This window comes from Streptomyces atratus (assembly GCF_014648655.1).
In the GTDB taxonomy this organism is placed as follows: Bacteria; Actinomycetota; Actinomycetes; order Streptomycetales; family Streptomycetaceae; genus Streptomyces; species Streptomyces atratus.
The window spans coordinates 19,648-45,818 of record NZ_BMRN01000024.1; the positions used below are offsets into that span (position 1 = coordinate 19,648).

At 70.6% G+C, this 26,171-nt stretch carries 28 protein-coding genes; 17 read left to right on the forward strand and 11 right to left on the reverse strand.

The window, feature by feature from the left end; all coding sequences use genetic code 11:
* Positions 1 to 41: 41 nt before the first annotated feature.
* The 5 genes from IEZ15_RS28945 to IEZ15_RS28965 all read right to left on the reverse strand — a co-directional run bounded on the left by IEZ15_RS28945 (position 42) and on the right by IEZ15_RS28965 (position 3,897).
* A complete protein-coding gene (locus tag IEZ15_RS28945) occupies positions 42 to 503 on the reverse strand; it encodes a hypothetical protein (RefSeq protein ID WP_189280026.1) in 462 nt (153 codons plus the stop codon).
* Complete coding sequence (locus IEZ15_RS28950; protein ID WP_189280027.1) at positions 500 to 934, reverse strand: MarR family winged helix-turn-helix transcriptional regulator; 435 nt, start codon at positions 932 to 934, stop codon at positions 500 to 502. Before IEZ15_RS28950 ends, IEZ15_RS28945 begins: the two co-directional genes overlap by 4 nt.
* A 503-nt stretch (positions 935 to 1,437) precedes the next feature.
* Positions 1,438 to 3,057, reverse strand: coding sequence for a malate synthase A (gene aceB / locus IEZ15_RS28955; RefSeq protein ID WP_189280028.1), 1,620 nt, complete (start codon positions 3,055 to 3,057; stop codon positions 1,438 to 1,440).
* 14 nt (positions 3,058 to 3,071) lie between these two features.
* Positions 3,072 to 3,299, reverse strand: a complete 228-nt coding sequence (locus tag IEZ15_RS28960) for a hypothetical protein (protein ID WP_189280029.1) — start codon at positions 3,297 to 3,299, stop codon at positions 3,072 to 3,074.
* Positions 3,292 to 3,897, reverse strand: a complete 606-nt coding sequence (locus IEZ15_RS28965; protein WP_189280030.1) for a nucleotidyltransferase family protein — start codon at positions 3,895 to 3,897, stop codon at positions 3,292 to 3,294. The genes IEZ15_RS28960 and IEZ15_RS28965 overlap by 8 nt, the downstream gene beginning before the upstream one ends.
* A 248-nt stretch (positions 3,898 to 4,145) precedes the next feature.
* Here IEZ15_RS28965 and IEZ15_RS28970 point away from each other — a divergent pair, with 248 nt between their 5' ends.
* Positions 4,146 to 4,448: a DUF5955 family protein gene (locus IEZ15_RS28970; protein ID WP_189280031.1), complete on the forward strand. Its 303-nt coding sequence runs from the start codon at positions 4,146 to 4,148 to the stop codon at positions 4,446 to 4,448.
* A gap of 17 nt (positions 4,449 to 4,465) precedes the next feature.
* On the opposite strand, the gene IEZ15_RS28975 is transcribed toward IEZ15_RS28970, so the two are convergent.
* Together IEZ15_RS28975 and IEZ15_RS28980 are read right to left on the reverse strand one after the other, a co-directional pair.
* Entirely contained in the window at positions 4,466 to 5,098 is a 633-nt protein-coding gene (locus tag IEZ15_RS28975; protein WP_189280032.1) for a response regulator, read from the reverse strand.
* Entirely contained in the window at positions 5,095 to 6,312 is a 1,218-nt protein-coding gene (locus IEZ15_RS28980) for a sensor histidine kinase (RefSeq protein ID WP_114247486.1), read from the reverse strand. Before IEZ15_RS28980 ends, IEZ15_RS28975 begins: the two co-directional genes overlap by 4 nt.
* 110 nt (positions 6,313 to 6,422) lie before the next feature.
* Between IEZ15_RS28980 and IEZ15_RS28985 the strand changes: the two genes are divergently transcribed.
* A complete protein-coding gene (locus tag IEZ15_RS28985; protein ID WP_189280033.1) occupies positions 6,423 to 7,517 on the forward strand; it encodes an ABC transporter permease in 1,095 nt (364 codons plus the stop codon).
* Positions 7,514 to 8,194 (forward strand): ABC transporter ATP-binding protein, encoded by a 681-nt coding sequence (locus tag IEZ15_RS28990; RefSeq protein WP_114247488.1) that lies wholly within the window; start codon positions 7,514 to 7,516, stop codon positions 8,192 to 8,194. Before IEZ15_RS28985 ends, IEZ15_RS28990 begins: the two co-directional genes overlap by 4 nt.
* Positions 8,195 to 8,227: 33 nt before the next feature.
* Here the strand turns inward: IEZ15_RS28990 and IEZ15_RS28995 are convergent, their stop codons facing one another.
* On the reverse strand, positions 8,228 to 9,028 hold the full coding sequence (locus IEZ15_RS28995; RefSeq protein WP_114247489.1) for an IclR family transcriptional regulator: 801 nt from the start codon (positions 9,026 to 9,028) through the stop codon (positions 8,228 to 8,230).
* Positions 9,029 to 9,369: 341 nt separating this feature from the next.
* Here IEZ15_RS28995 and allB point away from each other — a divergent pair, with 341 nt between their 5' ends.
* The 3 genes from allB (at position 9,370) to IEZ15_RS29010 (ending at position 12,267) form a co-directional block, all read left to right on the forward strand.
* Complete coding sequence (gene allB / locus IEZ15_RS29000) at positions 9,370 to 10,713, forward strand: allantoinase AllB (RefSeq protein ID WP_189280034.1); 1,344 nt, start codon at positions 9,370 to 9,372, stop codon at positions 10,711 to 10,713.
* Between the two features lie 2 nt (positions 10,714 to 10,715).
* Entirely contained in the window at positions 10,716 to 11,831 is a 1,116-nt protein-coding gene (alc, locus tag IEZ15_RS29005; protein ID WP_189280035.1) for an allantoicase, read from the forward strand.
* A gap of 106 nt (positions 11,832 to 11,937) precedes the next feature.
* On the forward strand, positions 11,938 to 12,267 hold the full coding sequence (locus tag IEZ15_RS29010) for a putative quinol monooxygenase (RefSeq protein WP_114247492.1): 330 nt from the start codon (positions 11,938 to 11,940) through the stop codon (positions 12,265 to 12,267).
* Between the two features lie 73 nt (positions 12,268 to 12,340).
* On the opposite strand, the gene IEZ15_RS29015 is transcribed toward IEZ15_RS29010, so the two are convergent.
* Positions 12,341 to 13,171 (reverse strand): aldo/keto reductase, encoded by an 831-nt coding sequence (locus IEZ15_RS29015; protein ID WP_189280036.1) that lies wholly within the window; start codon positions 13,169 to 13,171, stop codon positions 12,341 to 12,343.
* Between the two features lie 207 nt (positions 13,172 to 13,378).
* Positions 13,379 to 14,134: an SDR family oxidoreductase gene (locus IEZ15_RS29020; protein WP_189280091.1), complete on the reverse strand. Its 756-nt coding sequence runs from the start codon at positions 14,132 to 14,134 to the stop codon at positions 13,379 to 13,381.
* 253 nt (positions 14,135 to 14,387) lie between these two features.
* On the opposite strand from IEZ15_RS29020, the gene IEZ15_RS29025 reads away from it, so the two are divergent.
* The 6 genes from IEZ15_RS29025 to IEZ15_RS29050 all read left to right on the forward strand — a co-directional run bounded on the left by IEZ15_RS29025 (position 14,388) and on the right by IEZ15_RS29050 (position 19,993).
* A complete protein-coding gene (locus IEZ15_RS29025) occupies positions 14,388 to 15,026 on the forward strand; it encodes a dihydrofolate reductase family protein (RefSeq protein WP_189280037.1) in 639 nt (212 codons plus the stop codon).
* A gap of 188 nt (positions 15,027 to 15,214) precedes the next feature.
* Positions 15,215 to 16,138 carry a DMT family transporter gene (locus IEZ15_RS29030; RefSeq protein WP_189280038.1) on the forward strand — a complete coding sequence of 308 codons (924 nt, stop codon included), beginning with the start codon at positions 15,215 to 15,217 and terminating at the stop codon, positions 16,136 to 16,138.
* A 147-nt stretch (positions 16,139 to 16,285) separates the two neighbouring features.
* Positions 16,286 to 17,503: a sensor histidine kinase gene (locus IEZ15_RS29035; protein WP_114247496.1), complete on the forward strand. Its 1,218-nt coding sequence runs from the start codon at positions 16,286 to 16,288 to the stop codon at positions 17,501 to 17,503.
* Between the two features lie 73 nt (positions 17,504 to 17,576).
* Entirely contained in the window at positions 17,577 to 18,311 is a 735-nt protein-coding gene (locus IEZ15_RS29040) for a response regulator transcription factor (protein WP_189280039.1), read from the forward strand.
* A gap of 55 nt (positions 18,312 to 18,366) precedes the next feature.
* Positions 18,367 to 19,557 (forward strand): cytochrome P450 family protein, encoded by a 1,191-nt coding sequence (locus tag IEZ15_RS29045; RefSeq protein WP_189280040.1) that lies wholly within the window; start codon positions 18,367 to 18,369, stop codon positions 19,555 to 19,557.
* Positions 19,558 to 19,573: 16 nt separating this feature from the next.
* Positions 19,574 to 19,993 carry a PaaI family thioesterase gene (locus IEZ15_RS29050; RefSeq protein WP_189280041.1) on the forward strand — a complete coding sequence of 140 codons (420 nt, stop codon included), beginning with the start codon at positions 19,574 to 19,576 and terminating at the stop codon, positions 19,991 to 19,993.
* A 39-nt stretch (positions 19,994 to 20,032) separates the two neighbouring features.
* On the opposite strand, the gene IEZ15_RS29055 is transcribed toward IEZ15_RS29050, so the two are convergent.
* Entirely contained in the window at positions 20,033 to 21,070 is a 1,038-nt protein-coding gene (locus IEZ15_RS29055; protein ID WP_189280042.1) for a Gfo/Idh/MocA family protein, read from the reverse strand.
* Positions 21,071 to 21,208: 138 nt separating this feature from the next.
* Between IEZ15_RS29055 and IEZ15_RS29060 the strand changes: the two genes are divergently transcribed.
* From IEZ15_RS29060 to IEZ15_RS29080, 5 genes are all read left to right on the forward strand, one after another.
* Positions 21,209 to 21,967: a GntR family transcriptional regulator gene (locus IEZ15_RS29060; RefSeq protein WP_114247500.1), complete on the forward strand. Its 759-nt coding sequence runs from the start codon at positions 21,209 to 21,211 to the stop codon at positions 21,965 to 21,967.
* Between the two features lie 93 nt (positions 21,968 to 22,060).
* On the forward strand, positions 22,061 to 23,071 hold the full coding sequence (locus IEZ15_RS29065; RefSeq protein ID WP_189280043.1) for a sugar ABC transporter substrate-binding protein: 1,011 nt from the start codon (positions 22,061 to 22,063) through the stop codon (positions 23,069 to 23,071).
* Positions 23,072 to 23,235: 164 nt separating this feature from the next.
* Positions 23,236 to 24,249 carry a sugar ABC transporter substrate-binding protein gene (locus IEZ15_RS29070; protein WP_444545162.1) on the forward strand — a complete coding sequence of 338 codons (1,014 nt, stop codon included), beginning with the start codon at positions 23,236 to 23,238 and terminating at the stop codon, positions 24,247 to 24,249.
* Complete coding sequence (locus IEZ15_RS29075) at positions 24,246 to 25,298, forward strand: ABC transporter permease (protein WP_189280044.1); 1,053 nt, start codon at positions 24,246 to 24,248, stop codon at positions 25,296 to 25,298. Before IEZ15_RS29070 ends, IEZ15_RS29075 begins: the two co-directional genes overlap by 4 nt.
* On the forward strand, positions 25,295 to 26,155 hold the full coding sequence (locus IEZ15_RS29080; protein WP_189280045.1) for an ATP-binding cassette domain-containing protein: 861 nt from the start codon (positions 25,295 to 25,297) through the stop codon (positions 26,153 to 26,155). Before IEZ15_RS29075 ends, IEZ15_RS29080 begins: the two co-directional genes overlap by 4 nt.
* The last annotated feature ends 16 nt before the right edge of the window (positions 26,156 to 26,171 follow it).

Genomic DNA, 26,171 nt, shown 5'->3' on the forward strand with positions numbered 1-26,171 from the left:
TCACAACCTGCTGAACCTGTGCGGCCGTTGCCCGGTTACGGTCACCGCGCTGCTTCTCCCCGGGGCTGCCCCCGGCCGGCGTCCTGCCACGGGAAGGGAGCGAGGTCGGGCTCGATCCAGCCTGTCTTCGCCTGCGAGGAGGCCAGCGTCGACGAACGGTAGAAGCGGGCTGTCAGGAGTCGCTTGTCGAGCAGGGCGGGGTGGTGATCGGCGAATGCGGCGAAGTCGTCTTCGCCGTGTTCGGCCGCGTGGTGACCGACCAGCTCCACCCAGGCCCGGCTGACGGTCGCGTGGTACTTCTGGGGCGCCCCCGCATAGCGGGCGGTGCGCTGGATGCCGTCGCTGACCAGGCCGACCGCCGCGCGCACACCGACCCGCCGCACGGCCAGCCACGTCAGATGGACATGTTCCCGGTGTCCGAACCGCTCGGTGGTTGCCATTACTTCGGCCATCAAGGCCTCGAAGTCGGGCGCGCTGGCAGCGTGCGGGGGATGAGCGGTCACGAGGGCACCTCCGTCAGGGCCTGCAGGGCAGCGCGCAGGCCTGCGATCACGTCCTTCGGCAGGCCGTCGAGCGCGCGATGCTCCAGACCGGCGATGGCCTGTCGGATCGTGGTGGCGGTCAGCTGTCCGGAGGGGGTGAGTTCGATGAGCACCGCGCGGCGGTCTCCCGGGCTGGCGCCGCGGGTGATGTGGCCGCGTCGTTCCAGGCGGTCCAGGATGTTGGTCAGCGTGGTGGGGCGGGTGCCCACGGCCGCGCCGAGTTCGGACACGGTCCGGCCTCGGCCGTCGGACAGGTTGGCCAGTGCGTTGATCTCGGAGGGGGTCAGGTCCAGGTCGACGAGCTCTGTGGCGAGCACGTGCAGAGTGGCGTGGGTGGCCCGCTGCAGGGCAAGCAGGGCCGACCACTCAGATGGCACGGATTCGGATTGCATGATTTCGGACTATACGATTTCGTACTACCTGCTGCAAGTGAGACCCAAGCCGTGTCCGGCCTCGATCACCCCTCACGTCGTAAGGGCTGCTCCGTGGATGACTTGTCGGCTGACGTGCGCCGATGACTAGGAGACGCAGGTCACATTCGGTCATGACGTAGGGGGCGCGCTACCCCGACTCAGGGGTGTAGCCACTGACGACCACGGAGGAGCAGATCGAGGTGACCGACACGCGCACCGAGCGCTTCCCCCCGGCCGGGGTGCCGCAGTGCCCGGCGGCGGACGAGGAGTCCGGGCGCTGCCTGCTCCTGGTCTCGCGGCTCGCGGACCGCTGATGTGCCGTGCCGCGCACCGGAGCCCCGGGCAAGTGCGTCTGGGCGGAGGTCGGCCTGGACGCCGGAACGCGCTGAGGCCGCCTCCTCGCGGGGCGGCCCGACGCATCGGGGGGACGCCCCGGCACTCCGCCCCCGGTGCAGTGCGGTACCGGGGACGGAAGCGAGGGCTCAGCCCAGCTGCTCGTACGCCGGCAGCGTCAGGAAGTCCGCGTAGTCCTGGTCCAGGGAGACCTGGAGCAGGAGGTCGTGGGCCTGCTGCCACCTGCCGGACGCGAACGCCTCCTCGCCGATCTCCGCGCGGATCGCGGCGAGTTCGTCGGCCGCGACCCTGCGGGCCAGCTCCGCCGTGGCGTGTTCGCCGTTCTCGAAGACCACGTCCGCGTTGATCCACTGCCAGATCTGCGAGCGCGAGATCTCCGCGGTGGCCGCGTCCTCCATGAGGTTGAAGATGGCGACGGCGCCCATGCCGCGCAGCCAGGCCTCGATGTAGCGGATGCCGACCGAGACGGCGTTGCGCAGGCCGTCGTACGTGGGCCTGGCGTCCAGGGTGTCGATGGCGATCAGGTCGCCCGCCGCCACCGAGACGTCCTCGCGCAGGCGGTCCTTCTGGTTCGGCTTCTCGCCGAGGACCGCGTCGAAGGAGGCCATGGCGATCGGGACCAGGTCCGGGTGGGCGACCCAGGAGCCGTCGAAGCCGTCGTGGGCCTCGCGGTCCTTGTCGGCCTTGACCTTCTCGAAGGCGACCTTGTTGACCTCGGCGTCGCGGCGGGACGGGATGAAGGCCGCCATGCCGCCGATGGCGTGCGCGCCGCGCTTGTGGCAGGTGCGGACGAGGAGTTCGGTGTACGCGCGCATGAACGGGGCGGTCATCGTCACCGCGTTGCGGTCCGGGAGGACGAACTTGGCGCCGCCGTCACGGAAGTTCTTGACGATGGAGAAGAGATAGTCCCAACGGCCCGCGTTCAGCCCGGAGGCGTGGTCGCGGAGCTCGTACAGGATCTCCTCCATCTCGTACGCGGCAGTGATCGTCTCGATGAGGACGGTCGCGCGGACCGTGCCCTGCGGGATGCCGACGTAGTCCTGGGCGAAGACGAAGATGTCGTTCCAGAGACGGGCCTCCAGGTGCGACTCCGTCTTCGGGAGGTAGAAGTACGGGCCCTTGCCGAGGTCGATCAGACGCTGGGCGTTGTGGAAGAAGTAGAGGCCGAAGTCGACCAGCGCACCCGGCACCGGGGTTCCGTCGAGCTGGAGGTGACGCTCGTTCAGATGCCAGCCGCGGGGGCGGGTGACGACCGTCGCGAGCTCGCCGGCGGGCTTCAGGGCGTACAACTTGCCGGACTTGGGGTCCGTGAAATCGATGTTACGGGTGTAGGCATCGATCAGATTGAGCTGGCCGAGGATGACGTTCTCCCATGTGGGGGCGGACGCGTCCTCGAAGTCGGCGAGCCAGACCTTGGCGCCCGAGTTCAGGGCGTTGATGGTCATCTTGCGGTCGGTCGGACCGGTGATCTCCACCCGGCGGTCGTTCAGCGCGGCCGGGGCCGGCGCGACCTTCCAGGAGTCGTCCGCGCGGATCGCCGCCGTCTCGGGCAGGAAGTCCAGCGTGGAGGTACGGGCGATCTCGGCGCGGCGCTCGCCCCGGCGGGCGAGCAGCTCGTCACGGCGGGGCGTGAACTGCCGGTGCAGCTCGGCCACGAACGCGAGGGCCGCGTGGCCAAGGACCTCATCCTGCCGGGGCAGGGGCTCGGCATCGACGATGGCCAGCGGGGACGGCGCTGGTGCGGACATGAGCTGTCACTCCTTCAGCGGGCGGTGCGGGCGGCTTCTCGCGGCCGCCGGGTCGCCTGAAACGGCACGGCGTGCCAGGGCTCCGGGATACGGCCGTGGGTGCCGTCCGGGGTGCAGAGGGCTTCTGACCAGTGGATAGTAGTTTCCTCATGGTGGAAGTTCAATGGTTTGTTGATGTCGAGATTCTCCGGGTCGACAGAAGTGTGGCGGGGGTGGCGCCGGGTGCCAGTAGGTTCACTCAAGGTGCTTGAGGTCCTCCACCGTGTCGATGTCGTACGCCTGAGCCACATCGGAACACTCGACGAGCGTGATCGCATCGCGGTGCGCCCGCAGATACGCCCGAGCGCCCCGGTCGCCCACCGCTCCCGCCGCGACGTCCACCCACCGGTCGGCCCCGAACAGCACCGGATGGCCGCGTTCACCGTCGTACGAGGCGGCCACGAGACTCGTCCGGGAGCGGTATGCCGACCGCACCCGTGCCACCGCGTCCGCGCCGATGCCCGGCTGGTCGACCAGGAGGACGAGCGCCGCGTCCGCTCCCGTACCGGAGAGCGTCCCGAGCCCTGCCCGCAACGACGAGCCCATGCCCTCGGTCCATTCGGGGTTGACGGTCACCGTGCAGCCGGCGAGGTCGGCGCGCGCTCGTACCTCTTCCGCCGCGGCGCCCAGGACCACATGGACGCGGTCGCAGCCGCCCTCCCGCAGTACGCGTACCGCGTGCTCCACCAGCGGCCGGCCGCGGTGTTCGAGCAGTGCCTTGGGCTGCCCGCCGAGTCGCCGTCCGCCGCCCGCGGCGAGCAGCAGCCCGGCGACCATCGGGGTCTGTGTTGTCCGAGTCATGCGGACTGGATACCTCAGATGCGCCCTCCTCGCGCAAGCGGGCCCCAGGAGGGTACGGACGGGCGGCGCCGCCTCCGGAGCCACATGCACATCACCCTTACGGGACACCCTGATTCTGTCTGCGGAGTGGCGCTCGACACCTGTCATGGCGTTAACTTGCGGGCATCCCAGGACACTTGACCGCGGCCCGGGACCCGGTCGGAACACTGGCACAAGGATGTGCGAGGGGGAGTGCTTTGTTGCGAAGCGTGGGGCAGACGCGGGTGACCGGCAGTGGTGAGGATCCAAGGGTGACGGGGCTGCGTACGGCCGTCTCCCGACTCCGCCGAGAGCTCGCGGGGCATCCCGCGGAGTTCCCGGACCGGGGGATCGCCGAGGACGAGCTGGCCGCGCTGGATGCGATGGCCGTCAGTGGCGCACCCGAGATTCCGCGCCTGCGCCGTTCGCTGCTGCTGATCGCGGGGGCGATCGGCTCGGTCAGCGCACTGGCCTGCGCACTCAGGGACGTACGAGTCGCCGTGGATCTCTTCGGCGAGCCGCCGCGCCGCTGACGTACGGCGGCCCGGGATCAGCGGCGGATCAGCCGACGGGCCGTCGCCGCCGCGACCGCAGAGGTACGGGAGTCCACGCCCAGCTTGGCGTAGATGTGCACCAGATGGGACTTCACCGTCGCCTGGCTCAGAAAGAGTCTCTTGCTGATCTGCAGGTTCGAAAGGCCCTCGCCGACCAGCTGCAGGACTTCCAGCTCGCGCTTGGTCAGGGCCTCGGCCGGAGCCCGCATGCGGTCCATCAGCCGGTGGGCGACGGCCGGGGCGAGCGCCGACCGGCCGGCCGCCGCGGTGCGTACCGCCGCCGCCAGTTCCTCCGGCGGGGCGTCCTTCAGCAGATAGCCGGCGGCGCCCGCCTCGACCGCGGCCAGGATGTCGGCGTCCGTGTCGTACGTGGTGAGGATCAGGACCCGGGGCCCGTCCGGTCGTGCCGTGATGGCCGCGGTGGCCCGGGAGCCGTGCATGCCCGTGCCGAACTGGAGGTCCATGAGGACGACGTCGAACTCGCCGGTCGCGGCGAGCTCGACGGCCCGCTCGGCCGTGGCCGCCTCGGCGACCACACAGAAGTCGGGTTCGGAGTCGAGCACGGCCCGTAGCCCCGCCCGTACCACCGGGTGGTCGTCGGCCAGCAGCAGCCTGATGGGGTTGGTCATGCGGCGTCCTGTCCTGGCCGGCCGTCGGGGAGCGGAAGCGGGAGCGGGAGGGTGAGGGCGACGGCGGTGCCCTGGCCGGGCGCCGACTCGACACTGAGCGTGCCGCCCAGCGAACGGGCCCGCGACCGCATCGCGGGCAGGCCGAAGCCTCCGGTGCCGGCGTCCGTCACGGCCGGCCCGCACCCCGGGGTGAAGCCGCGGCCGTCGTCGACGACGTCCAGCGACACCGAGGTGTCCATGAAGCTGAGAGTGATCTCCGCCCGCCGCGCCCCGGCGTGCCGCACCGTGTTGGCCAGCGCCGACTGGGCGGTACGCAGCAATGCCACCTCGTACGGGGTGGGCAGCTCCACCGGGGTGCCGCTGACCGCGAACTGCACCGTGAGGCCGGGGCCCGTGGTGCGGGACGAGAGGCGTTCCAGGGCGGCCGTCAGGGAGCCGTTCTCCAGATCGGGCGGTGTCAGGGCGCGTACGAAGCGGCGGGCCTCGGCGAGATTGTCCTGTGCGGCCTCGCGGGCCCGACGGACGTGCGCGGTGGCGGGGGCGTCGGCGGGGAGAGTGCGTTCGGCGGCGCGCAGCAGCAACTGGATGCTGGACAGGCCCTGTGCCAGGGTGTCGTGGATCTCACGGGCCAGCCGTTCACGTTCGGCGAGCGTGCCCGCGGTGCGTTCCGCCTCGGCCAGCTCCGCACGGGTCGCCATCAGCTCCTCGATGAGCTCGCGGCGCCGTTCGTTCTCCCGGAACAGCGCGTCGTACCCGAAGACCGTCGCGACCGCGACCGCCGCGCCGAGCACCGGACCGATGAAGGTGCCGGGCGTGACGGCCTGGCCGTGCAGCACGAAGCTGGCGATGGCGGCGGCAGCGGTGACCGCGACGGTCGGCAGGGCCCAGCGCGTCGGCAGCAGATGCAGCTGCAGGAAGTAGAGCGGGAACGCCACCCACAGGGCGTCGGGCGACAGGGCGAGCAGCACCAGCCAGACAGCGCCCAGCAGCGCCAGCCACAGGGCGGCCGGTCGGCTGTGCGGCTGTACGGCGGGGATGAGCGCGCCCGCCGCGTACACGCAGGCCATCACACAGGTGACCACGATGACGGCGGCGGAGTGCGGGGCGCCGTCACGGACGGCTTGTATCGCCGCGAGCGCGAGCAGCCCCACGAGCAGTGCGTGCAGGCACAGCCGTAGCGCGGCGGCGACCGGAGGGTGGGCACGGGAATCCATGATTCGTCCAGCGTAGACGGACGGCGCCCCCGCCCGGTCAATCGAAAGGTTGATGTCAGGCCCCACCGCCGAGCGATGTCTCCGGAGGCCGGCGAACCGAGACTGGGAGCATGTTCGTCGCATGGAGAGATCTCAGGTTCGCCAAGGGGCGGTTCGCGCTCATGGGCACGGTCGTGGTGCTGATCACGCTGCTCGTGGGCTTGCTGTCCGGCCTGACGGCCGGTCTGGCCCGGGAGAACACCTCGGCCGTCACGGGGCTGAACGCGGACCACCTCGCGTTCGCCGCCCCGCCCGACGGCCAGTCGGTGTCCTTCACGAATTCGACCGTCGAGGAGAGCGCCTGGCGGAGCTGGGCCGAGCGGCCCGGTGTGAGTGACGCGGAGCCGCTCGGCATCCGCACCCTCAACGCCGCAACCGTCGAGGGGGAGCGCACGGCCGCCGTCTCGGCCTTCGGTGTCGAGCCGGGCGGGGGCCTGGCGCCCATCGGCGATGCGCGCGTCGGCACCGGGAAGGTGGTGCTGTCCGAGCAGGCCGCCGACGACCTGGGGGCCAGGGCCGGAGAGCGGCTGCGGCTCGGCGGCAGCGAGGTGACCGTGGCAGCGGTCTCGGGAGATGCCTCGTACAGCCACACGCCGGTCGTGTGGACCTCGCTCGACGACTGGCAGCGCTTCGGGGCCGATGGCTCCGGCGGTGCGCAGCACGCCACGGTGATCGCGCTGACCACCACCGACGGCGCGGACCTCTCCGCGGGCGACAGAGCGACGGGCACCAGCACGCTCTCCCTCGGGGACTCCCTCACCGCCATCGGCTCCTACCAGGCCGAGAACGGCTCGCTCCAGCTGATGCGCGGCTTCCTCTTCGCCATCTCCGCCCTGGTCATCGGCGCCTTCTTCACCGTCTGGACGATCCAGCGCAGCGGCGATGTCGCCGTCCTCAAGGCGCTCGGCGCCTCCACCCCGTATCTGCTGCGCGACGCGCTCGGGCAGGCCGTCGTGATGCTCGCCATCGGTACGGGAGTGGGCACCGCACTCGCCTCGGGCATCGGCGCGGTGGTCAGCGGCGGCGCCGTGCCGTTCGTCCTCGACGCGGCGACCGTCCTGGTCCCGGCGGCAGTCATGATCACCCTCGGTGCCGCCGGGGCGGCCCTGTCCATCCGGCGGATCACCGCCGTCGACCCGCTCACCGCACTCGGGAGTGCCCGATGACCCTCACCCTCGCCGATGTCACCCTCACCTACCCCGACGGCGACGGCCGGCTCACCGCCCTGGACCACGTCTCGCTGGATGTGCCCGCGGGTTCGCTCACCGCGGTCGTCGGACCGTCCGGCTCCGGCAAGTCCAGCCTTCTGGCGGTGGCCGCGACCCTGGTCACCCCGGACGAGGGACGGGTCGTCGTCGCCGGTACGGACACCGCGGGCCTCGGGCGTGCGGAAAAGACGGCGCTGCGCCGCGAACGCATCGGCATCGTCTTCCAGCAGCCCAACCTGCTGCCGTCCCTCACCGCGGCCGAACAGCTCCAGGTGATGACCCATCTGTCGGGCGGCGCCGTACGCGGAGCCCGCGGCCGGGCGCTGGAGCTGCTGGACGCGGTCGGCCTCGCGGACAAGGCCGACCGCAGGCCCCATCAGCTGTCGGGCGGACAGCGTCAGCGGATCAATATCGCCCGAGCCCTGATGAACGACCCGGCGGTGCTGCTCGTCGACGAACCGACCAGCGCACTCGACCACGAGCGGGGTGCCGCAGTGCTCGACCTGCTGGTCACGCTGACGACGGAGCGGTCGACGGCGACCGTGATGGTCACGCACGACCGGGCCCATCTGGACCGGGTGGACCGCACCGTCATGATGGACGACGGACGTCTGACGGCGCCCGTAGCGACCTGAGTCGTCATGGGGGAGCCCGGCCCCCATGACATCTCAGCCGGTGGAACCGCTGCTTGCCAGCGCGTCGGAGAGTTCCTTCGCGGCCTGCTGCAGAATCGGCACGATCCGCTCCGTCGCCGCCTCCGTCACCCGGCCCGCCGGACCCGAGATCGAAATCGCGGCCGAGGTGGGGGAGTTGGGTACGGAGACCGCCAGGCAGCGCACCCCGATCTCCTGCTCGTTGTCGTCGACCGCGTAGCCGACCCTGCGGACGTGCTCCAGTGCGTCGAGGAAGCCGTCAGGAGTGGTGATCGTCTTCTCGGTGGCGGCCGGCATTCCGGTACGGGCGAGCAGGGCCCGTACCTCCTCCGGGGACGTATGCGCCAGCAGCGCCTTGCCGACCCCCGTGGAGTGGGGGAGCACCCGGCGGCCCACCTCGGTGAACATGCGCATCGAGTGCTTGGACGGCACCTGCGCCACGTACACGATCTCGTCGCCGTCGAGCAGCGCCATGTTCGCGGTCTCGCCGGTCTCCTCGACCAGACGCGCGAGATACGGGCGGGCCCAGGTGCCGAGCAGCCGGGACGCGGACTCGCCGAGCCGGATCAGACGCGGGCCGAGCGCATAGCGCCGGTTCGGCTGCTGGCGCACATATCCGCAGATCACCAGCGTGCGCATCAGTCGGTGAATGGTCGGCAGCGGGAGTCCGCTGCTCGCGGAGAGTTCACTCAGCCCGACCTCGCCCCCCGCGTCCGCCATCCGCTCCAGCAGATCGAAGGCGCGCTCAAGGGACTGCACACCACCGCTGGAAGCGGCGGGCTTGGAGTCGGATGTGCTGGCGTGGGACGGCGGCACGTCAACGGTCCTTTCGAGGCGGAAGAGCAAGGCAGCAGCCTACCGGGCGGTTCCCGATCGGCCCACTGCTCCGGGTGCGGCGTCCTGGCCGGTCAGAGACCGTTTGTCCCGGTGTCTGCGGTCGGCGGGGCAGTTCTGCGGTGCCGCACTGGTTCCATGTTACGTTCCGCTCTCCGAAATTGATCTTTTGCTTTGTGGAAATCTCCAGTTGTGGGCGCGGGTGGTCCACCGGCTGTCCGGCGGGGAAAGTGGGGTCTTGACGGGCCCGAATCCCGAGTGAAGACTCCTTCAACAGTTCGTTGAATTTGCCAGTGGCCGAAAGTCCGAAGTGAGGAGCACGGGTGTCCGGTGCGGACGTGAATCTGGTACTGCGCTCGACGCGTGTCGTCACCCCGGACGGGACGCGTCCCGCGGCGGTTGCCGTCGCCGACGGGAGAATCGACGCCGTCCTGCCGTACGACACCGAGGTGCCGGCCGGTGCCCGGTCGGAGGACTTCGGTGACGACGTCCTGCTGCCCGGACTCGTCGACACCCATGTCCATGTGAACGACCCCGGCCGCACCGAGTGGGAAGGTTTCCGCACCGCCACCCGCGCCGCGGCGGCGGGCGGCATCACCACCCTGCTCGACATGCCGCTCAACTCCCTCCCGCCGACCACAAGCGTCGCTCATCTGCGCACCAAGCAGCAGGTGGCCGCCCCCAAGGCGCACATCGACACCGGATTCTGGGGCGGAGCGATCCCGTCCAATGTCAAGGACCTGCGCCCGCTGTACGAGGCCGGGGTGTTCGGCTTCAAATGCTTCCTCTCGCCCTCCGGCGTCGACGAGTTCCCGGAGCTCGACCAGGAGCAGCTGGCCAGGTCCATGGCCGAGATCGCCGGCTTCGGCGGGCTGCTGATCGTGCACGCCGAGGATCCGCGCCATCTGGCCTCCGCACCGCAGCGCAGCGGGCCCGCGTATGCCGACTTTCTCGCCTCCCGGCCCCGTGACGCCGAGAACACCGCGATCGAGGGGCTCATCGCGCACGCCAGGCGGCTGAACGCCCGGGTTCATGTGCTGCACCTCTCCTCCGGTGACGCGCTGCCGATGATCGCCGCCGCCAAGCGTGAGGGCGTACGGATCACCGTCGAGTCCTGTCCGCACTTCCTCACCCTCACCGCCGAGGAAGTCCCGGACGGCGCGACGGAGTTCAAGTGCTGCCCGCCGATCAGGGAGGCCGCCAACCAGGACGCGCTGTGGGGCGGGCTGGCCGACGGGACGATCGACTGCATCGTCTCCGACCACTCGCCGTGCACCACCGACCTCAAGACGCCGGACTTCGCCTCCGCCTGGGGCGGCATCTCCTCCCTCCAGCTGGGGCTCCCCGCCATCTGGACCGAGGCCCGCAGGCGCGGCCACTCGCTCGACGACGTCGTCCGCTGGATGTCGGCCGCCCCCGCGGCACTGGCCGGGCTCACCCGCAAGGGCGCCATCGAGGCCGGCCGCGACGCCGACTTCGCCGTCCTCGCCCCGGACGAGACCTTCACCGTCGACCCCGCCGAACTCTTCCACCGCAACCAGGTCACCGCCTACGCCGGCAGGACCCTGCACGGCGTCGTGAGATCGACCTGGCTGCGCGGCGCAAGGATCGCGGCGGACGGCACCGTCGCCGAACCCACCGGACGCCTCCTCGAAAGGAACCACTGACCATGACGGCGACAGCCCGCTTCACCGGCGACGCGAATCCGTACGGCGGCGGCGATCCGTACGCCGACTACCGCACCGCCGACTTCCCCTTCACCGACCTCGTCGACCTTGCCGACCGGCGGCTCGGCGCGGGAGTGATCGCCGCCAACGACGAGTTCTTCGCCGAGCGCGAGAATCTGCTGAAGCCGGAGCCCGCCGAGTTCGATCCCGAGCGCTTCGGGCACAAGGGCAAGATCATGGACGGCTGGGAGACCCGCCGCCGACGCGGCGCGAGCGCCGACCGGCCGCACCCCACGGACGAGGACCACGACTGGGCACTCGTACGGCTCGGTGCGCCCGGAGTCGTACGCGGCATCATCGTCGACACCGCCCACTTCCGCGGCAACTACCCGCAGGCCGTCTCCGTCGAGGCGGCCTGCGTCCCCGGCTCCCCGTCGCCCGGGGAACTCCTCGGGCCCGGCGTGAAGTGGACAACGCTCGTACCGCGTACAGCCGTTGGCGGGCACGCGGCCAATGGCTTCGTCGTCGCGGCCGAGCAACGTGTGACCCATCTGCGGGTCAATCAGCACCCCGACGGCGGGATCGCCCGACTCCGGGTGTACGGCGAGGTCGCCCCCGACCCCGCCTGGCTGGCCGCCCTCGGCACCTTTGATCTGGTCGCCCTGGAGAACGGCGGCATGGTCGAGGACGCCTCCGACCGCTTCTACTCCCCGGCCACCAACACCATCCAGCCGGGCAGGTCCCGCAAGATGGACGACGGCTGGGAGACCCGCCGCCGACGCGACAAGGGCAACGACTGGATCCGCTACCGGCTCGTCGAGCAGGCGGAGATCCGCGCCGTCGAGATCGACACCGCGTATCTGAAGGGCAACTCGGCAGGCTGGGCGAGCCTTTCCGCATGCGACGGGGAGAGCGGCGAGTGGACCGAAGTGCTGCCCCGGACCCGGCTGCAGCCCGACACGAACCACCGCTTCGTCCTGCCGGAGGCGGTGCGGGCAACGCACATCCGGATCGACATCTTCCCCGACGGCGGCATTTCCCGGCTGCGGTTGTTCGGCTCACCGACGGAGGGGGGCGCCGCGCGACTGGCCGCGCGCCACCGCGAGCTCGGCGGTTAGGGCCTTTGGCCCACCCGGGAGCCGGACGGGCCGATATCCGGCCCGTCCGGCTCCATCCGGGTGTGCCCCATCGGTCCTCGTCCAAGGCATATGGGAACCTGGGTGCATGATCTTCATCGCCGTCAAATTCACCGTCCACAGCGCCGACCGCGACAACTGGCTCCCGGCCGTAGAGGACTTCACCCTTGCCACCCGGAAGGAGCCCGGCAATGTGTTCTTCGAGTGGTCGTACAGCGTCGAGAACCCGGACCAGTTCGTCCTGCTGGAGGCCTTCGCCTCCCCCGAGGCCGGGGAGGCCCATGTGAAGTCGCAGCACTTCGCCGCGGCGATGGACACCATGGCGGATCTCGTCGCCCAGACTCCGGAGATCATCAACGTCGAGGTGCCGGGCGAGGGTTGGTCCCGGATGGCGGAGCTCACCCCGCGCTCGCGGTGATCCGCACGTCGGCGTGTCCGTGCCGAGTGACGCGGACACGGCGGCACGGACACACACCGACGCGACAGGCCCCTCAGAACTCCTCGTGGACCTCGGGATCCCCGCCGAACCGCTGCCGCGGCCCGGCCGAGATGCGGGCGAGCTCGTCCGCCGTCAGCTCGAATCCGAACAGGTCCAGGTTCTCGCGCTGCCGTCCCGGATCGGCCGACTTGGGGATCGGTACGGCACCGAGCTGGGTGTGCCAGCGCAGCACGGCCTGAGCGGGCGTCACACCGTGCGCGCCGGCGACGGCGGCCAGCTCCGGGGCGGCCGGCAGATCGCGCCCGCGGCCGAGCGGGCTCCAGCTCTCCGTGACGATGCCCCTGGCGGCGTGCGCGGACCGCAGTTCGTCCTGCGGCAGGCGCGGGTGCATCTCGATCTGGTTGACGGCCGGCAGCACCCCCGTCTCCTGCTCCAGCCGGTCGATCTGGGCCGCGGTGAAGTTGGAGACGCCGATCGAGCGCACCAGACCGTCCTCACGGAGCCGGATCAGCGCCTTCCAGGTGTCGACGTACCGATCGAGCCGGGGCAACGGCCAGTGGATGAGATACAGATCCACGTACTCCAGCCCGAGATTGCGCCGCGACTCCTCGAACGACGCCAGCGTCGGCTCGTAACCGTGATGCCGGCCCGGGACCTTGGTGGTGACGAAGACGTCCTCCCTCCGCACGCCGCTGCGGGCGATCCCGCGGCCGGTACCGGTCTCGTTGCCGTAGCTCAGTGCGGTGTCGACGAGCCGGTAGCCGAGGCCCAGTGCCCCGACGACGGCCTTCTCCGCCGCTTCGTCGCCCAACGGCCAGGTGCCGAGCCCGACGGCGGGAATGGTGCGGCCGTCGTTCAGGGTGCGAACCGGGGTCTCGGTCATGATCTCCCTTTTCGTTCGGAAACCTTACTGGCCAGGGTAGGACGGACCGGGGCGCGAGACACGGACCGTGCGGGTGAGCCCGGCCCACAGCCCCACGGGCCCTGCGCAGTTGGGTGATGACCTCGTCTCCCCGGTCGTGGCCGTAGCCCCGCCGGATCAGGCCGAGGGTCGGGAGACCGGCCGGCGGGTTGCCGCTGCGAAGCCGGGTCAAGCGGCGTGGCCCCCGTCCACCGTCACCTCCGTACCCGTGATGTACGCCGCCTCGGCACTGGCCAAATAGGCGATCAGGGAAGCCACTTCGTCCACGGAGCCGAACCGGTTCAGTGCGGTCGCGGACAGCTGCCCGGCGGCGAGCGGGCCGTCGGCCGGGTTGAGGTCCGTGTCGACCGGGCCCGGCTGGACCAGGTTGACCGTGATGCCGCGCGGGCCGAGTTCGCGGGCGAGCGGCTTGGTCAGGCCGGCCAGCGCCGACTTGCTCATCGTGTAGAGGGTGGAGCCGGGACCGCCCGCGTGCCGGCTGAGAGCCGTGCCGAGGGAGATGATGCGGCCACCGTCCCCCATCAGCCCCGCCGCCGTGCGGCAGGCCAGGAAGACCGCCCGTACGTTGACCGCGAGCACCCGGTCGACGTCGGCGGGGGTGAGGCTTTCGATGGGGCCGAGGACGCCGATGCCCGCGTTGTTGACCAGGATGTCGAGCCGGCCGAGCGTGTCGGCGGCACGGCGCACGGCCGCCGGGGCGGCATCCGGGTCGGCCGAGTCGGCGCGCAGCGCGATTCCGCGCCGGCCGTACGACTGGATCTTCTTGACGACCGCCTGCGCGCCGTCCTCGTCCCGCACGTATGTCAGCGCCACATCGGCGCCGTCCCGGGCCAGCCGCAGGGCGGTCGCGGCGCCGATGCCCCGGCTGCCGCCGGTGACGAGCGCGGCCCTGTTCGAGCCGGTGGTCGTGGTGGTGCTGGTCATGGTCATGGTGGGTCTCCTGGTCCGTGAGGCCGGGTCCTGCCCGGCGTCGGGTCCTTTGACGCCCAGGTCTTTCGACGCCCGGGTCTTTCGACATGGACAAGGAAAGATCTTCTGCGCGGCGGAAACCGGCGGGAATCGGACGCCCACCCCGATGCACCCGATAGCGGGGTTTCTGCCGGGTGGACCGATGAGTTCCGGACCAGAGTGGGGTCAGAAGGGGGAAGCGATCGATTTCCGGACCAGGAGAAGGACCATGACGAAGCTGACTCTCACCACATTTCTCTCGCTCGACGGAGTCATGCAGGCGCCGGGCGGCCCCGACGAGGACACCGGCGGCGGGTTCGAGTACGGCGGCTGGCTCGTACCGTTCGCGGACGAGGGCATGGGGCAGTTCATGACCGAGGTGTTCGACCGGTGCGCCGCGTTTCTGCTGGGCCGCCGTACGTACGACATCTTCGCCGCGCACTGGCCCAAGGTGACCGACCCCGACGACCCGGTCGCCGGCCGCCTCAACCGGTACCCCAAGTACGTCGTCTCGACCACCCTGGAGAAGGCGGACTGGCAGAACACGACCGTCATCTCCACCGATGTCGTCGAGGAGGTCGCCCGGATCAAGGAGCGGACGGACGGCGGCGAACTCCAGATCCACGGAAGTGGCGCCCTCGCCCGGTCCCTGATGGCGCATGACCTGATCGACGAGTACAACCTCCTCGTCCACCCGGTCGTGCTCGGCCGGGGCCGTCGGCTCTTCCCGGACGGCGGGCTGCCGACCGCCTTCGAACAGACCGGGGCACGCACGACCCCCAACGGCATCTCGATCCACACCTACCGGCCCACCGGCCGCGCACAGTTCGGATCCTTCGCCCTTTCGACCCCTCAGCCGGAGACGTAGCGCATCGCCGGCGCCGCGGGCCCGGGGATGCCGGACAGGCCGACGGCGAAGCACGGGACGAACGTCGGGACGGGTATTCCCCGGGCCGGGCACTGCCCGGTACGGTGATCGGTCCGCGTGTGAGCCGCCGAAGTCTCCACAGCGTTCCCGCATCATTCCCGCCGTGGAGAACCAGGAGAACCGGCCAGGTGTCCTCGATCGCCGTACCCGCCCTCGCCCCGCCGCGCCGTGCCTGGCTCACGGATCTGCCGGTGCTCCTCGTGGCGGTCGTCCGGGGCTCCAGCTACCTCGCGGCGAAGGGCATCACCACCACGCAGACCGTCGTCGCCGTCCTCGTACTCCGCTTCGCCGTCGTGCTGCCCGTGCTGGCCGTGGCCGGCCGGCGAAAGCTGCGGGCGCTCAGCGCGGCGCAGTGGCGGGGGGCCGGACTGCTGGGCCTGGTCCTCAGCGGGATCTTCCTGGTGGAGACGTACGGCGTCGTGCACACCTCGGCGACCAACGCCGGGCTCATCATCAGCCTCACCATGATCTTCACCCCGCTCGCCGAGGCCGCCGTCACCCGCGTCCGGCCACCCAGGGCCTTCCTCGCCGCCGCCGGGCTCTCGGTGGCCGGTGTGGCGCTGCTGACCCAGGGCGGCGGATTCACCGCCCCGTCGGCGGGCGATCTGCTGATGCTGGTGGCCGCCCTCGCCCGTACCGTGCATGTGCTGCTGATGGCCCGCATCAAGTCGGTGCAGGGGGCGGACTCGCTGTCGCTGACCACGGTCCAGCTCGGCAGTGCGGTCGCCGTCTTCGCCGTGCTCGCCGCCGTGCCCGGCACCGGCGAGGCGCCGTGGACCGTGGCCGCCGGGTTCGGCGTCCGGGAGTGGGGCGGGCTGCTCTTCCTCTCCGTCTTCTGCACGCTCTTCGCCTTCTTCGTACAGATGTGGTCGGTACGCCTCACCTCGCCGTCCCGGGTCAGCCTGCTGCTCGGTACGGAACCGCTGTGGGCCGCCGCCGTGGGCATCGCGATCGGCGGTGAACGGCTCGGCGTCCTCGGCATGGTGGGCGGGGTCCTGGTCATGGTGGGGACCGGCTGGGGCCGCCGGGCGGTGACTCCGGCTGCTCCTTGAGCCGGTCGGCCGCCGCACCACCGCCCAAAACCGGAACCCCGACCACCGGACTGCCGCACTCCGCCGAAAGTCTCGCGTTCCGCAACTTTGGTGGCTCCCTGCGCCCGAACGCCCGGAACGCGTGCCTGACCTGGGTAGTTTTGTCGTATGACGCGTACGGAGTACCCCTGGCTGCTGCCCTCGGCGATGGCCGACCCCGAGCTGCCCGGTGACCAGGGCGGCCGCTCGCGACGCACCGTGCGGGACTGGATCGTCGACATCACCGCCTTCCTCTTCGCGGCGGGAATCGGTCTGCTCGCGGCGGCGACGATCGAGGCCGACCGCACCACCTCCGACGGCGTCCTCTTCGTCGACTGCCTGATCGGGGTCGTCGCCTGCTGCGCCCTGTGGGTTCGGCGGCGTTGGCCGGTCGGCGTCGCGGTGGGCCTGATTCTGGTCTCCACCGTCGAACCCGTCGCGTCCGGGGCCTTGCTCGTGGCGCTGTTCGGTGTCGCCGTGCACCGGCCGTTCCGCCCCGCGGCGGCCATCGGGGCGCTCGCTCTGGTCACTGCCCCCGTGCAGCCGTATCTACGCCCCGACCCGGGCAGCTCGCTCATCGAATCGACGGTCGTCGGTGTGCTGCTGTCCCTGCTGGTGCTCAGCTGGGGCATGGTCGTACGGTCCAGGCGCCAGCTCGTCGTCACGCTCCGGGAGCGGGCCCGCCGGGCCGAGACCGAGGCCGGGCTGCGCGCCGAGCAGGCGCAGCGGCTGGCCCGCGAGGCCATCGCCCGCGAGATGCACGATGTCCTCGCCCACCGGCTGACCCTCCTCAGCGTCCACGCGGGCGCCCTCGAATTCCGCCCCGACGCACCCCCGGCCGAGGTGGCGCGGGCCGCCGGGGTCATCCGGGACAGCGCGCACGAGGCCCTTCAGGACCTCCGCGAGATCATCGGCGTCCTGCGCAGCCCCGGTGAGAGCGACGGCGACCGGCCGCAGCCCACCCTCGCCACGCTGGACGAGCTGATCGCCGAGTCCCGTCTCGCCGGTATGAAGGTCACCCTCGACAGCGGCATCACCGACCCTGCCGCGGCCCCTGCCGCCACCGGCCGCACGGTCTACCGCATCGCCCAGGAGGGCCTGACCAACGCCCGTAAACACGCACCCGGCGCCGAGGTCACCGTCATGGTCACCGGCGGCCCGGGCGACGGACTCACCATCGAGGTACGCAATCCGGCGCCCACCGAACCGTTCGAGCAGGTCCCCGGCTCCGGCCAGGGGCTCATCGGCCTCACGGAACGCGCCACCCTGGCCGGCGGCCACCTCGACCACGGGCCGGCGCCGGACGGCGGTTTCGGCATCCGCGCCTGGCTGCCGTGGTCGCCCTGACCGCCGGACGGTCCGGGGCGGACGCAAGGATTCCCGGCGCATCCGGTGTCCGGACCTGACTACGGTTGGCGTCATGACCGCCCCGACCCCCATGGATCCCGTGGCCCAGCCCGTCCGGCTGCTCATCGTCGACGACGACCCGCTCGTACGGGCCGGTCTCGCTCTCATGCTCGGCGGCGCCGACGACATCGACATCGTGGGGGAGGCGGCCGACGGTTCCGAGGTCGCGGATCTCGTCGACCGGCTCCGCCCCGATGTGGTGCTGATGGACATCCGGATGCCGACCATGGACGGGCTGACGGCGACGGAGGCACTGCGGACCCGTCCCGATGCTCCGGAGGTCATCGTCCTGACGACGTTCCACGCCGACGAACAGGTGCTGCGGGCCATCCGCGCCGGAGCCGCCGGCTTTGTCCTGAAGGACACCTCTCCGGCCCGGATCGTCGACTCGGTGCGGCGGGTGGCGGCCGGTGATCCGGTGCTGTCGCCCGCGGTGACCCGCAGGCTCATGGCCCGCGCCGCCGGGACCGGGCCCGGGGGCGGCCGGGACGGCCGGGTGGACCGCGCCGACCGGGCACGACGGCGGATCGCCACGCTCGCCGACCGGGAACGCGAGGTCGCGATCGCCGTCGGACGCGGCCGCTCCAACGCCGAGATCGCCGCCGCGCTCTATCTGAGCGTGGCGACCGTGAAGACGCAGGTGTCCCGGATCCTGGCCAGATTCGATTTCAACAACCGTGTCCAGATCGCGCTGTTGGTGTACGACGCGGGCCTGCTGGACGACGACGGCGCAGGCCCGGCGGCATAGGCTGAACCGGTCGATCGCGAGCGATCGAGCCGATCAGACCGGGAGGGGCGATCCCATGTCCGATGCCAGTAGCCACGTCGATGTCGATCTGCGCGGGGTCAAGGACTTCACCGCGAATCCCTATCCGTACTACGAGAAGCTGCGCGCCGCAGGTCCCGTGCACACCATCCGTACCGACGAATTCGAGCGGATCTGGCTTGTGGTCGGGTACGACGAGGGCCGCGCGGCCCTCGCCGACCAGCGGCTCGGCAAGGAGTGGCAGGGGCTGGTGGACCGGCCCGAGGGGAACGACCCGATCTTCGCCAACATGCTGGAGCTGGACGCACCCCACCACACCCGGCTGCGCAAACTCGTCACCCGGGAGTTCACCGCACGCCGGGTCGAGGCCCTGCGCCCGCGCGTCCAGCAGATCACCGATGAACTCCTCGACGCGATGGTGCCCGCCGGGCGCGCCGATCTCGTGGACGCGCTCGCCTTCCCGCTGCCCATGACCGTCATCTGCGAACTGATCGGTGTGCCGGACCTGGACCGGAACACCTTCCGCAGACTGTCGAACGGCGTCGTCATTCCGTCCACGCCGGAGCAGGAGGGCGAGGCGGTGGCCGCCATGGGCGCGTACCTCGCCGAGCTCATCGAGGACAAGCGGTGCTCGCCCGGTGACGACCTGATGAGCGCCCTGGTCAGGGCACGTGACGAGGAGGGGGACGGGCTGTCGCCCGACGAGCTCGTGGGCATGGCCTTCCTGCTGCTCGTCGCCGGCCATGAGACCACGGTCAACCTGATCTCCAACGGGGTACGGGCATTGCTTCACCACCCGGACCAACTGGCCGCACTTCGTGCCGACTTCGGCCTGATCGACGGCGCGGTCGAGGAGATGCTGCGCTATGACGGACCGGTGGAGACCGCCACGTTCCGCTTCCCCCGCGAACCGGTCGAGATCGGGCAGAGGGTCGTTCCGGCGGGCGAGCCGGTTCTGATCTCGCTGGCCGGAGCCGACCGCGACCCCGGCCGCTATCCGGAACCGGACCGCTTCGACATCCGCCGCGACGCCCAGGGCCATCTGGCCTTCGGGCACGGCCTGCACTTCTGTCTGGGAGCGCCGCTGGCCCGGATGGAGGGCCGGATCGCGATCCGTACGCTGCTGGAGCGGTGCCCTCGTCTCGCACTGGACGTGGACGCCGGGGAGCCGGACTGGCTCCCCGGGATGCTGATCCGTGGGGTCCGCGAACTGCCCGTCCGCTGGTGAGGTAAGAAGATCTGTCATGACCGGACTCGATTTGCAGATGGCGCGGAAGGTCCTCGACAGCCAGCCGTTCAGCGGGCTCGTCGGGGCGCGGATCACCGCCTTCGGGGATGGATCCGCCACACTCGAAGTGGACATCCGTCAGGAACTCCGGCAGCAGAACGGCTTTCTGCACGGCGGAGTCCTGGCCTACGCCGCCGACAACTCGATCACCTTCGCCGCCGGGACGACCCTCGGCCCGGCCGTGCTGACCGGCGGTTTCTCCATCCAGTACATACGGCCCGCCACCGGCCGCACGCTCATCGCCCAAGCCGATGTCGTGCACACCGGCCGCCGTCAGGCCGTGGTCCGCTGCGAGCTGTTCGCCGCGGGGGAGGACGGGGCGAAGACCCTCTGCGCGGTAGCCCAGGGGACCGTACTGTCCGCCACACCGTCTTGAAGTGCCTTGACCGCGCCCCGGCGCTCGGCCGGCGGCAGCTCATCCCGCGGCGCGAGCGCCGGACCGGACGGCTGCTGCGTCGGCGATCTCCGCGATCTGCACGGGGCGCCGCTCCCGGCGGGACACCTCGCACGCCTCCGCGATCAACAGCGCGTACCACGCTTCCCGCCCGTCGCACGGATTGGGCAGTTCGCCCCGCACCACCCGTACGAACGCGTTCAGTTCCGCCTCGTACGCCGGGGCGAACCGCTCCAGGAAGCCGGGCCAGGGGCTGAGCGGTGCGGCGGGGCCCTGCGGCTCCGCCGAGGTGACCGGCGTCCGGTCGTCCAGGCCGACCGTGATCTGGTCCAGTTCGCCCGCCAGTTCCATCCGTACGTCATAACCGGCGCCGTTGCAGCGGGTGGCCGTCGCCGTGGCCAGGGTGCCGTCGTCGAGGGTCAGCAGGGCCGCCGCCGTGTCGACGTCGTCGGCCGCCCGGAACATCTCGGGCCCGGCATCCGATCCGGTGGCATACACCTCGGTGACCTCGCGGCCCGTCACCCACCGCAGCATGTCGAAGTCATGGACCAGACAGTCCCGGTACAGCCCGCCGGAGAGCGGCAGATACGCGGCGGGCGGCGGTGCGGGGTCCATGGTCATCGCCCGTACGGTGTGCAGCCTGCCCAGCGCCCCCGCCCGCACGGCGGCGCGCGCCGCTTTGTACCCCGCGTCGAACCTGCGCATGAAGCCCAGTTGGAGGACGCTCCCCGCCCGGTCGACCTCGCACAGCGCGCTCAGTGTCCCCGGCAGGTCCAGTGCGATCGGTTTCTCGCAGAACGCGGGCAGTCCCGCGCGTGCGGCCCGCCCGATCAGTTCCGCGTGCGCCGAAGTGGCCGAGGCGATCACCACGGCGTCCACCCCCGCGCCGAACATCTCGGCGGCGCTGTCCGCGACCGTGGCGCCGACGCGGTCCGCGGCCTCGGAGGCCCGAGCCCGGTCGGTGTCCATCACCACCAGGGCGTCCACCGCGGGATGGCGGGCCAGCACGCCCGCGTGGAAGGAACCGATCCGGCCGGTGCCGATGAGTCCGATACGCATGGACCCAACGTGCCGCCCACCGACTGCTCTGTCAACTATATGTCCTGACAAAGTGAGGGTTTGTTCGGTGTTCATGCTGTCCGGACAACAGGACGACCTGACTACCGGAGGTTCTGACGTGAGGGATACCCTCCACGCGTGCCCAAACCCACCACCGACCCGGCCGCACTCGAACTCGGCGTGGACCGCTCCAGTCCGGTTCCCCTCTACTACCAGCTGGCCCAGCAGCTGGAAGCGGCCATCGAGCAGGGCCGGCTCGCCCCCGGCAGCCTCCTCGGCAACGAGATCGAACTCGCGGCCCGGCTCGGCCTGTCCCGGCCCACCGTCCGCCAGGCCATCCAGTCACTGGTCGACAAGGGGCTGATGGTCCGTCGCCGCGGCGTCGGCACCCAGGTCGTGCACAGCAGAGTCAGGCGCCCGCTCGAACTGAGCAGCCTGTACGACGACCTGGAGGCCGCGGGCGGGCACCCCACGACCCGCGTCCTGCGCAACACTGTCGAGCCCGCCGACGCCTCGGTCGCCGAGGCACTCGCAGTCGCGGAGGGCACCGACGTACACCTCGTCGAGCGGCTGCGGTACGCGCACGACGAGCCGCTGGCACTCCTGCGCAACCACCTGCCCCTCGGGATCGTCGACCTGGGCACCGAACGGCTGGAAACCACCGGCCTCTACCGGATGATGCGTGGCGCGGGCATCGCCCTGCACAGCGCCCGCCAGACCGTCGGCGCCCGGCTCGCCACCGCGGACGAGGCGGTCTCACTCGGCGAGGCCGAGGGGGCCGCGCTGCTGACGATGGAGCGCATCACCTTCGACGACACCGGGCGGGCGGTCGAGTTCGGCTCCCACATCTACCGGGCCTCGCGCTACTCCTTCGATTTCCAGCTGCTCGTACGTTGACGACGGCCACGGGGCCCGTTGACGTCCAAGGCGCCCACCGCTAGAACTGCCGCCAGCCGCATTCGGGCGGCGGGGAGAGAGGGCGGACCCACGATGCGCAGTTTTCGCAAGTCGGCAATCCTGATCGCCACGGCCGCCATCGGCATCGGCCTCACCGTCACCGGATGCAGCAGCTCCGGCGGCAGGAGCGCCGAGGAGAAGCCCCAGGGCGCAAGCGGCAGCGGGGGCAAGGCGGTCTCCACTCCCCGGATGAAGATCGCGATGGTCACGCACTCCGGGGAGGGCGACACCTTCTGGGACATCGTGCAGAGCGGCGCGAAGCAGGCGGCGGCCAAGGACAACGTCGAGTTCCTGTACTCGGCGAACAAGGAGGGCAAGGAACAGGCCCAGCTCGTCCAGGCCGCCATCGACCAGAAGGTCGACGGCATCGTTGTCACCCTCGCCAAGCCGGAAGCGGTCAAGGACGTCGTCGCCAAGGCCGTGAAGGCCGGCATACCCGTCGTGACCATCAACTCGGGCGCGCAGTTCTCCGAGGAGATCGGCGCGCTCGGGCACATCGGGCAGGACGAGAAGGTCGCGGGTGAGGCCGTCGGCGAGGAGCTCAACGCGCGGGGCCGCAAGAAGGCCGTCTGCGTCATCCACGAGCAGGGCAATGTGTCACTGGAGGAGCGCTGCGCAGGCGTGCGCAAGACCTTCAGGGGCACCGTCGAGAACCTCAACGTGGAGGGCACCAACATGCCCGCCTCCACCTCCTCGGTCGAAGCGAAGCTCCAGGCCGACAAGGGCATCGACGCGATCGTCACTCTGGGCGCACCCTTCGCCGCCGCCTCCGTCAAGGCCAAGGAGGGCTCCGGCAGCAGGGCGGAGGTCGACACATTCGATCTGAACGCCGAGGTCGTCAAGCGGCTGAAGGCCGATGAGGTCGGTTTCGCCGTCGACCAGCAGCCCTACCTCCAGGGCTATCTCGCCATCGACGAACTGTGGCTGAACAAGACGAACGGAAACGTCATCGGCGGCGGAAAGCCGGTGCTCACCGGCCCGGCGATCGTCACCGCCGACGACGTGCCGCAGCTGGAGGAATACACCGCGCGCGGCACCCGATGACCGTCCCGCGCGCCGCTGTGCACACCCGGTGCCGAGACACGTGCCCCGCCCCTGCCGGGCGGCGCCGTCGGCGGCTCGGGGATACTTGGCCAGCCGGGCAGGGTGTGAACAGTCCCCGGCCCCACCAAGCAGCACAGCGAGCAGCACAAGAAGGGCACGGCGTCGTGGCAAGGGTTCGGACAGGGGTACGTGCGATGGGCGCCGTGCTTGCGGCGGTGCTCGGGGCTTCCCTCGTGGGATGCAGCAGCACCGGTGGCAAGCGGGCGGAGGAGCGCGCGGCCCAGGCCGCCGCCGAGGGCCGGTCCGCGGTGAACACGCCCCGCTGGACCTTCGCCATGGTCACCCACTCGGGCGACGGCGACACCTTCTGGGACATCGTCCAGCGGGGCGCCGAGCAGGCGGCCGTCAAGGACAACATCAAGTTCCTGTACTCGCACAACGACGAGGCGCAGCAGCAGGCCCAGCTCGTCCAGGCCGCCATCGACCAGAAGGTCGACGGGCTGATCGTCACACTCGCCAAGCCCGATGCGATGAAGGACGTCGTCGCCAAGGCCACCAAGGCCGGTATCCCGGTGATCACGGTGAATTCGGGCTCCGCGGAGTCCAAGCAGTTCGGCGCGCTCACGCATATCGGCCAGGACGAGTCGATCGCGGGTGAGGCCGTGGGCGACGAGCTCAACGCGCGGGGCCGCAAGAAGGCGCTGTGCATCCTGCACGAGCAGGGCAACGTCGGCCACGAGCAGCGCTGCGCCGGAGCGAAGAAGACGTTCGACGGGCAGATGCAGAACCTGTACGTCGAAGGCACCAACATGCCCGACGTCCAGGCGTCCATCGAGGCCAAGCTCCAGGCCGACAAGAACATCGACGCGGTCGTCACCCTCGGGGCGCCGTTCGCGGACGCCGCCGTCAAGGCGAAGAAGACCGCGGGCAGCAAGGCCGAGATCGACACCTTCGACCTGAACGCCAAGGTCGCCACGGCGCTCCAGGACAAGACCCTCGGCTTCGCGGTCGACCAGCAGCCCTACCTCCAGGGGTACGAGGCCGTGGACCTGCTCTGGCTGTACCGCTTCAACGGCAATGTGCTCGGCGGCGGACGCCCGGTCCTCACCGGCCCGCAGATCATCACCTCGAAGGACGCCGCCGAGCTGGCGGAATACACGAAGCGGGGGACCCGATGAGCACGGTTGCAGGGCCATCCGCCCCGGCCGGGAGCGACGAGCGGCTGCTGCGCACCTCGCCGCTGCGCAAACTGCTCGGCCGCCCCGAGCTCGGCTCGGTGGTCGGTGCCGCGGCCGTCTTCATCTTCTTCTCGATCGTCGCCGACAGCTTCCTGCGCGCCTCCAGCCTCGGCACGGTGCTGTACGCGGCCTCCACTATCGGGATCATGGCCGCGCCCGTGGCGCTGCTGATGATCGGCGGCGAGTTCGACCTCTCCGCCGGTGTGCTGGTCACCAGCTCCGCGCTGATCTCGTCGATGTTCAGCTATCAGATGACGGCCAACGTCTGGGTCGGCGTCCTTGTGTCACTGCTGGTCACGCTGGCCATCGGGGCGTTCAACGGCTTCATGCTGACCCGTACCAAACTGCCGAGCTTCATCATCACGCTCGGTACGTTCCTGATGCTGACCGGCCTCAACCTGGGCTTCACCAAGCTGATCAGCGGGACCGTGTCGACGAAGTCCATCGCCGACATGGAGGGCTTCGACTCGGCCCGGCAGGTCTTCGCCTCGCAGTGGACCATCGGCGGCGTCGAGCTGAAGGTCACCATTCTGTGGTGGGCCGTGCTCGTCGCGATCGCCACCTGGATCCTGCTCCGCACCCGCTTCGGCAACTGGATCTTCGCGGTCGGCGGCGAGTCCGACGCGGCCCGCGCGGTCGGTGTCCCGGTGATCCGTACCAGGATCGGGCTCTACCTCGGGGTCGCCTTCGCCGCCTGGGTCTCCGGGCAGCATCTGCTGTTCTCGTTCGACGTGGTGCAGTCCGGCGAGGGCGTCGGCAACGAGCTGATCTACATCATCGCGGCCGTCATCGGCGGCTGTCTGATCACCGGCGGTTACGGCTCCGCGATCGGCTCCGCGGTCGGTGCCTTCATCTTCGGCATGACCAGCAAGGGCATCGTCTACGCGGAGTGGAACCCGGACTGGTTCAAGTTCTTCCTCGGAGCCATGCTGCTCCTGGCCACCCTGCTCAACGCATGGGTACGCAAGCGCGCGGAGGCGACGAAATGACGGCCCCCCAGGCACCGGCCGACCGGGAGACGTCCCACCGGGCGCTCGTCGAGCTGGACAACGTCAGCAAGTTCTACGGCAACATCAAGGCCCTGACGGACGTCTCACTGGAGGTGCACGCGGGGGAGATCTCCTGCGTCCTCGGTGACAACGGCGCCGGCAAGTCCACCCTGATCAAGATCATCGCGGGGCTGCACCGGCACGACGCGGGGACCTTCCTCATCGAGGGTGAGGAGACCACCCTCGCCAACCCGCGCGACGCCCTCGACCGCGGCATCGCCACGGTCTACCAGGACCTGGCCGTCGTCCCCCTGATGCCGGTCTGGCGCAACTTCTTCCTCGGCTCCGAGCCGACCACCGGCGCCGGCCCCTTCAAGCGCCTCGACGTGCGGCTGATGCGCGAGACGACCCGCTCCGAGCTGCTGCGCATGGGCATCGACCTGCGCGACGTCGACCAGCCGATCGGTACGCTCTCCGGCGGCGAGCGCCAGTGCGTCGCCATCGCGCGGGCCGTCTACTTCGGCGCCAAGGTCCTCGTCCTGGACGAGCCCACCGCCGCGCTCGGCGTCAAGCAGTCCGGGGTCGTCCTCAAGTACGTCGCGGCCGCCCGCGACGCGGGTCTCGGCGTGGTTCTCATCACGCACAACCCGCACCATGCGTATCTCGTCGGTGACCGGTTCGTCCTTCTCAAGCGGGGCGCCATGTCCGGCAGCCACACCAGGGCGAGCATCACTCTGGACGAGCTGACCCGCCAGATGGCGGGCGGCAGCGAGCTGGAGGAGCTCAGCCACGAGCTGGAGCGGGCCCCGGGCCCGACCCATCTCGGCGGCCACCCGGTCGCCGACGACCCCCGGTAGTCCCGGGCCGGTACCG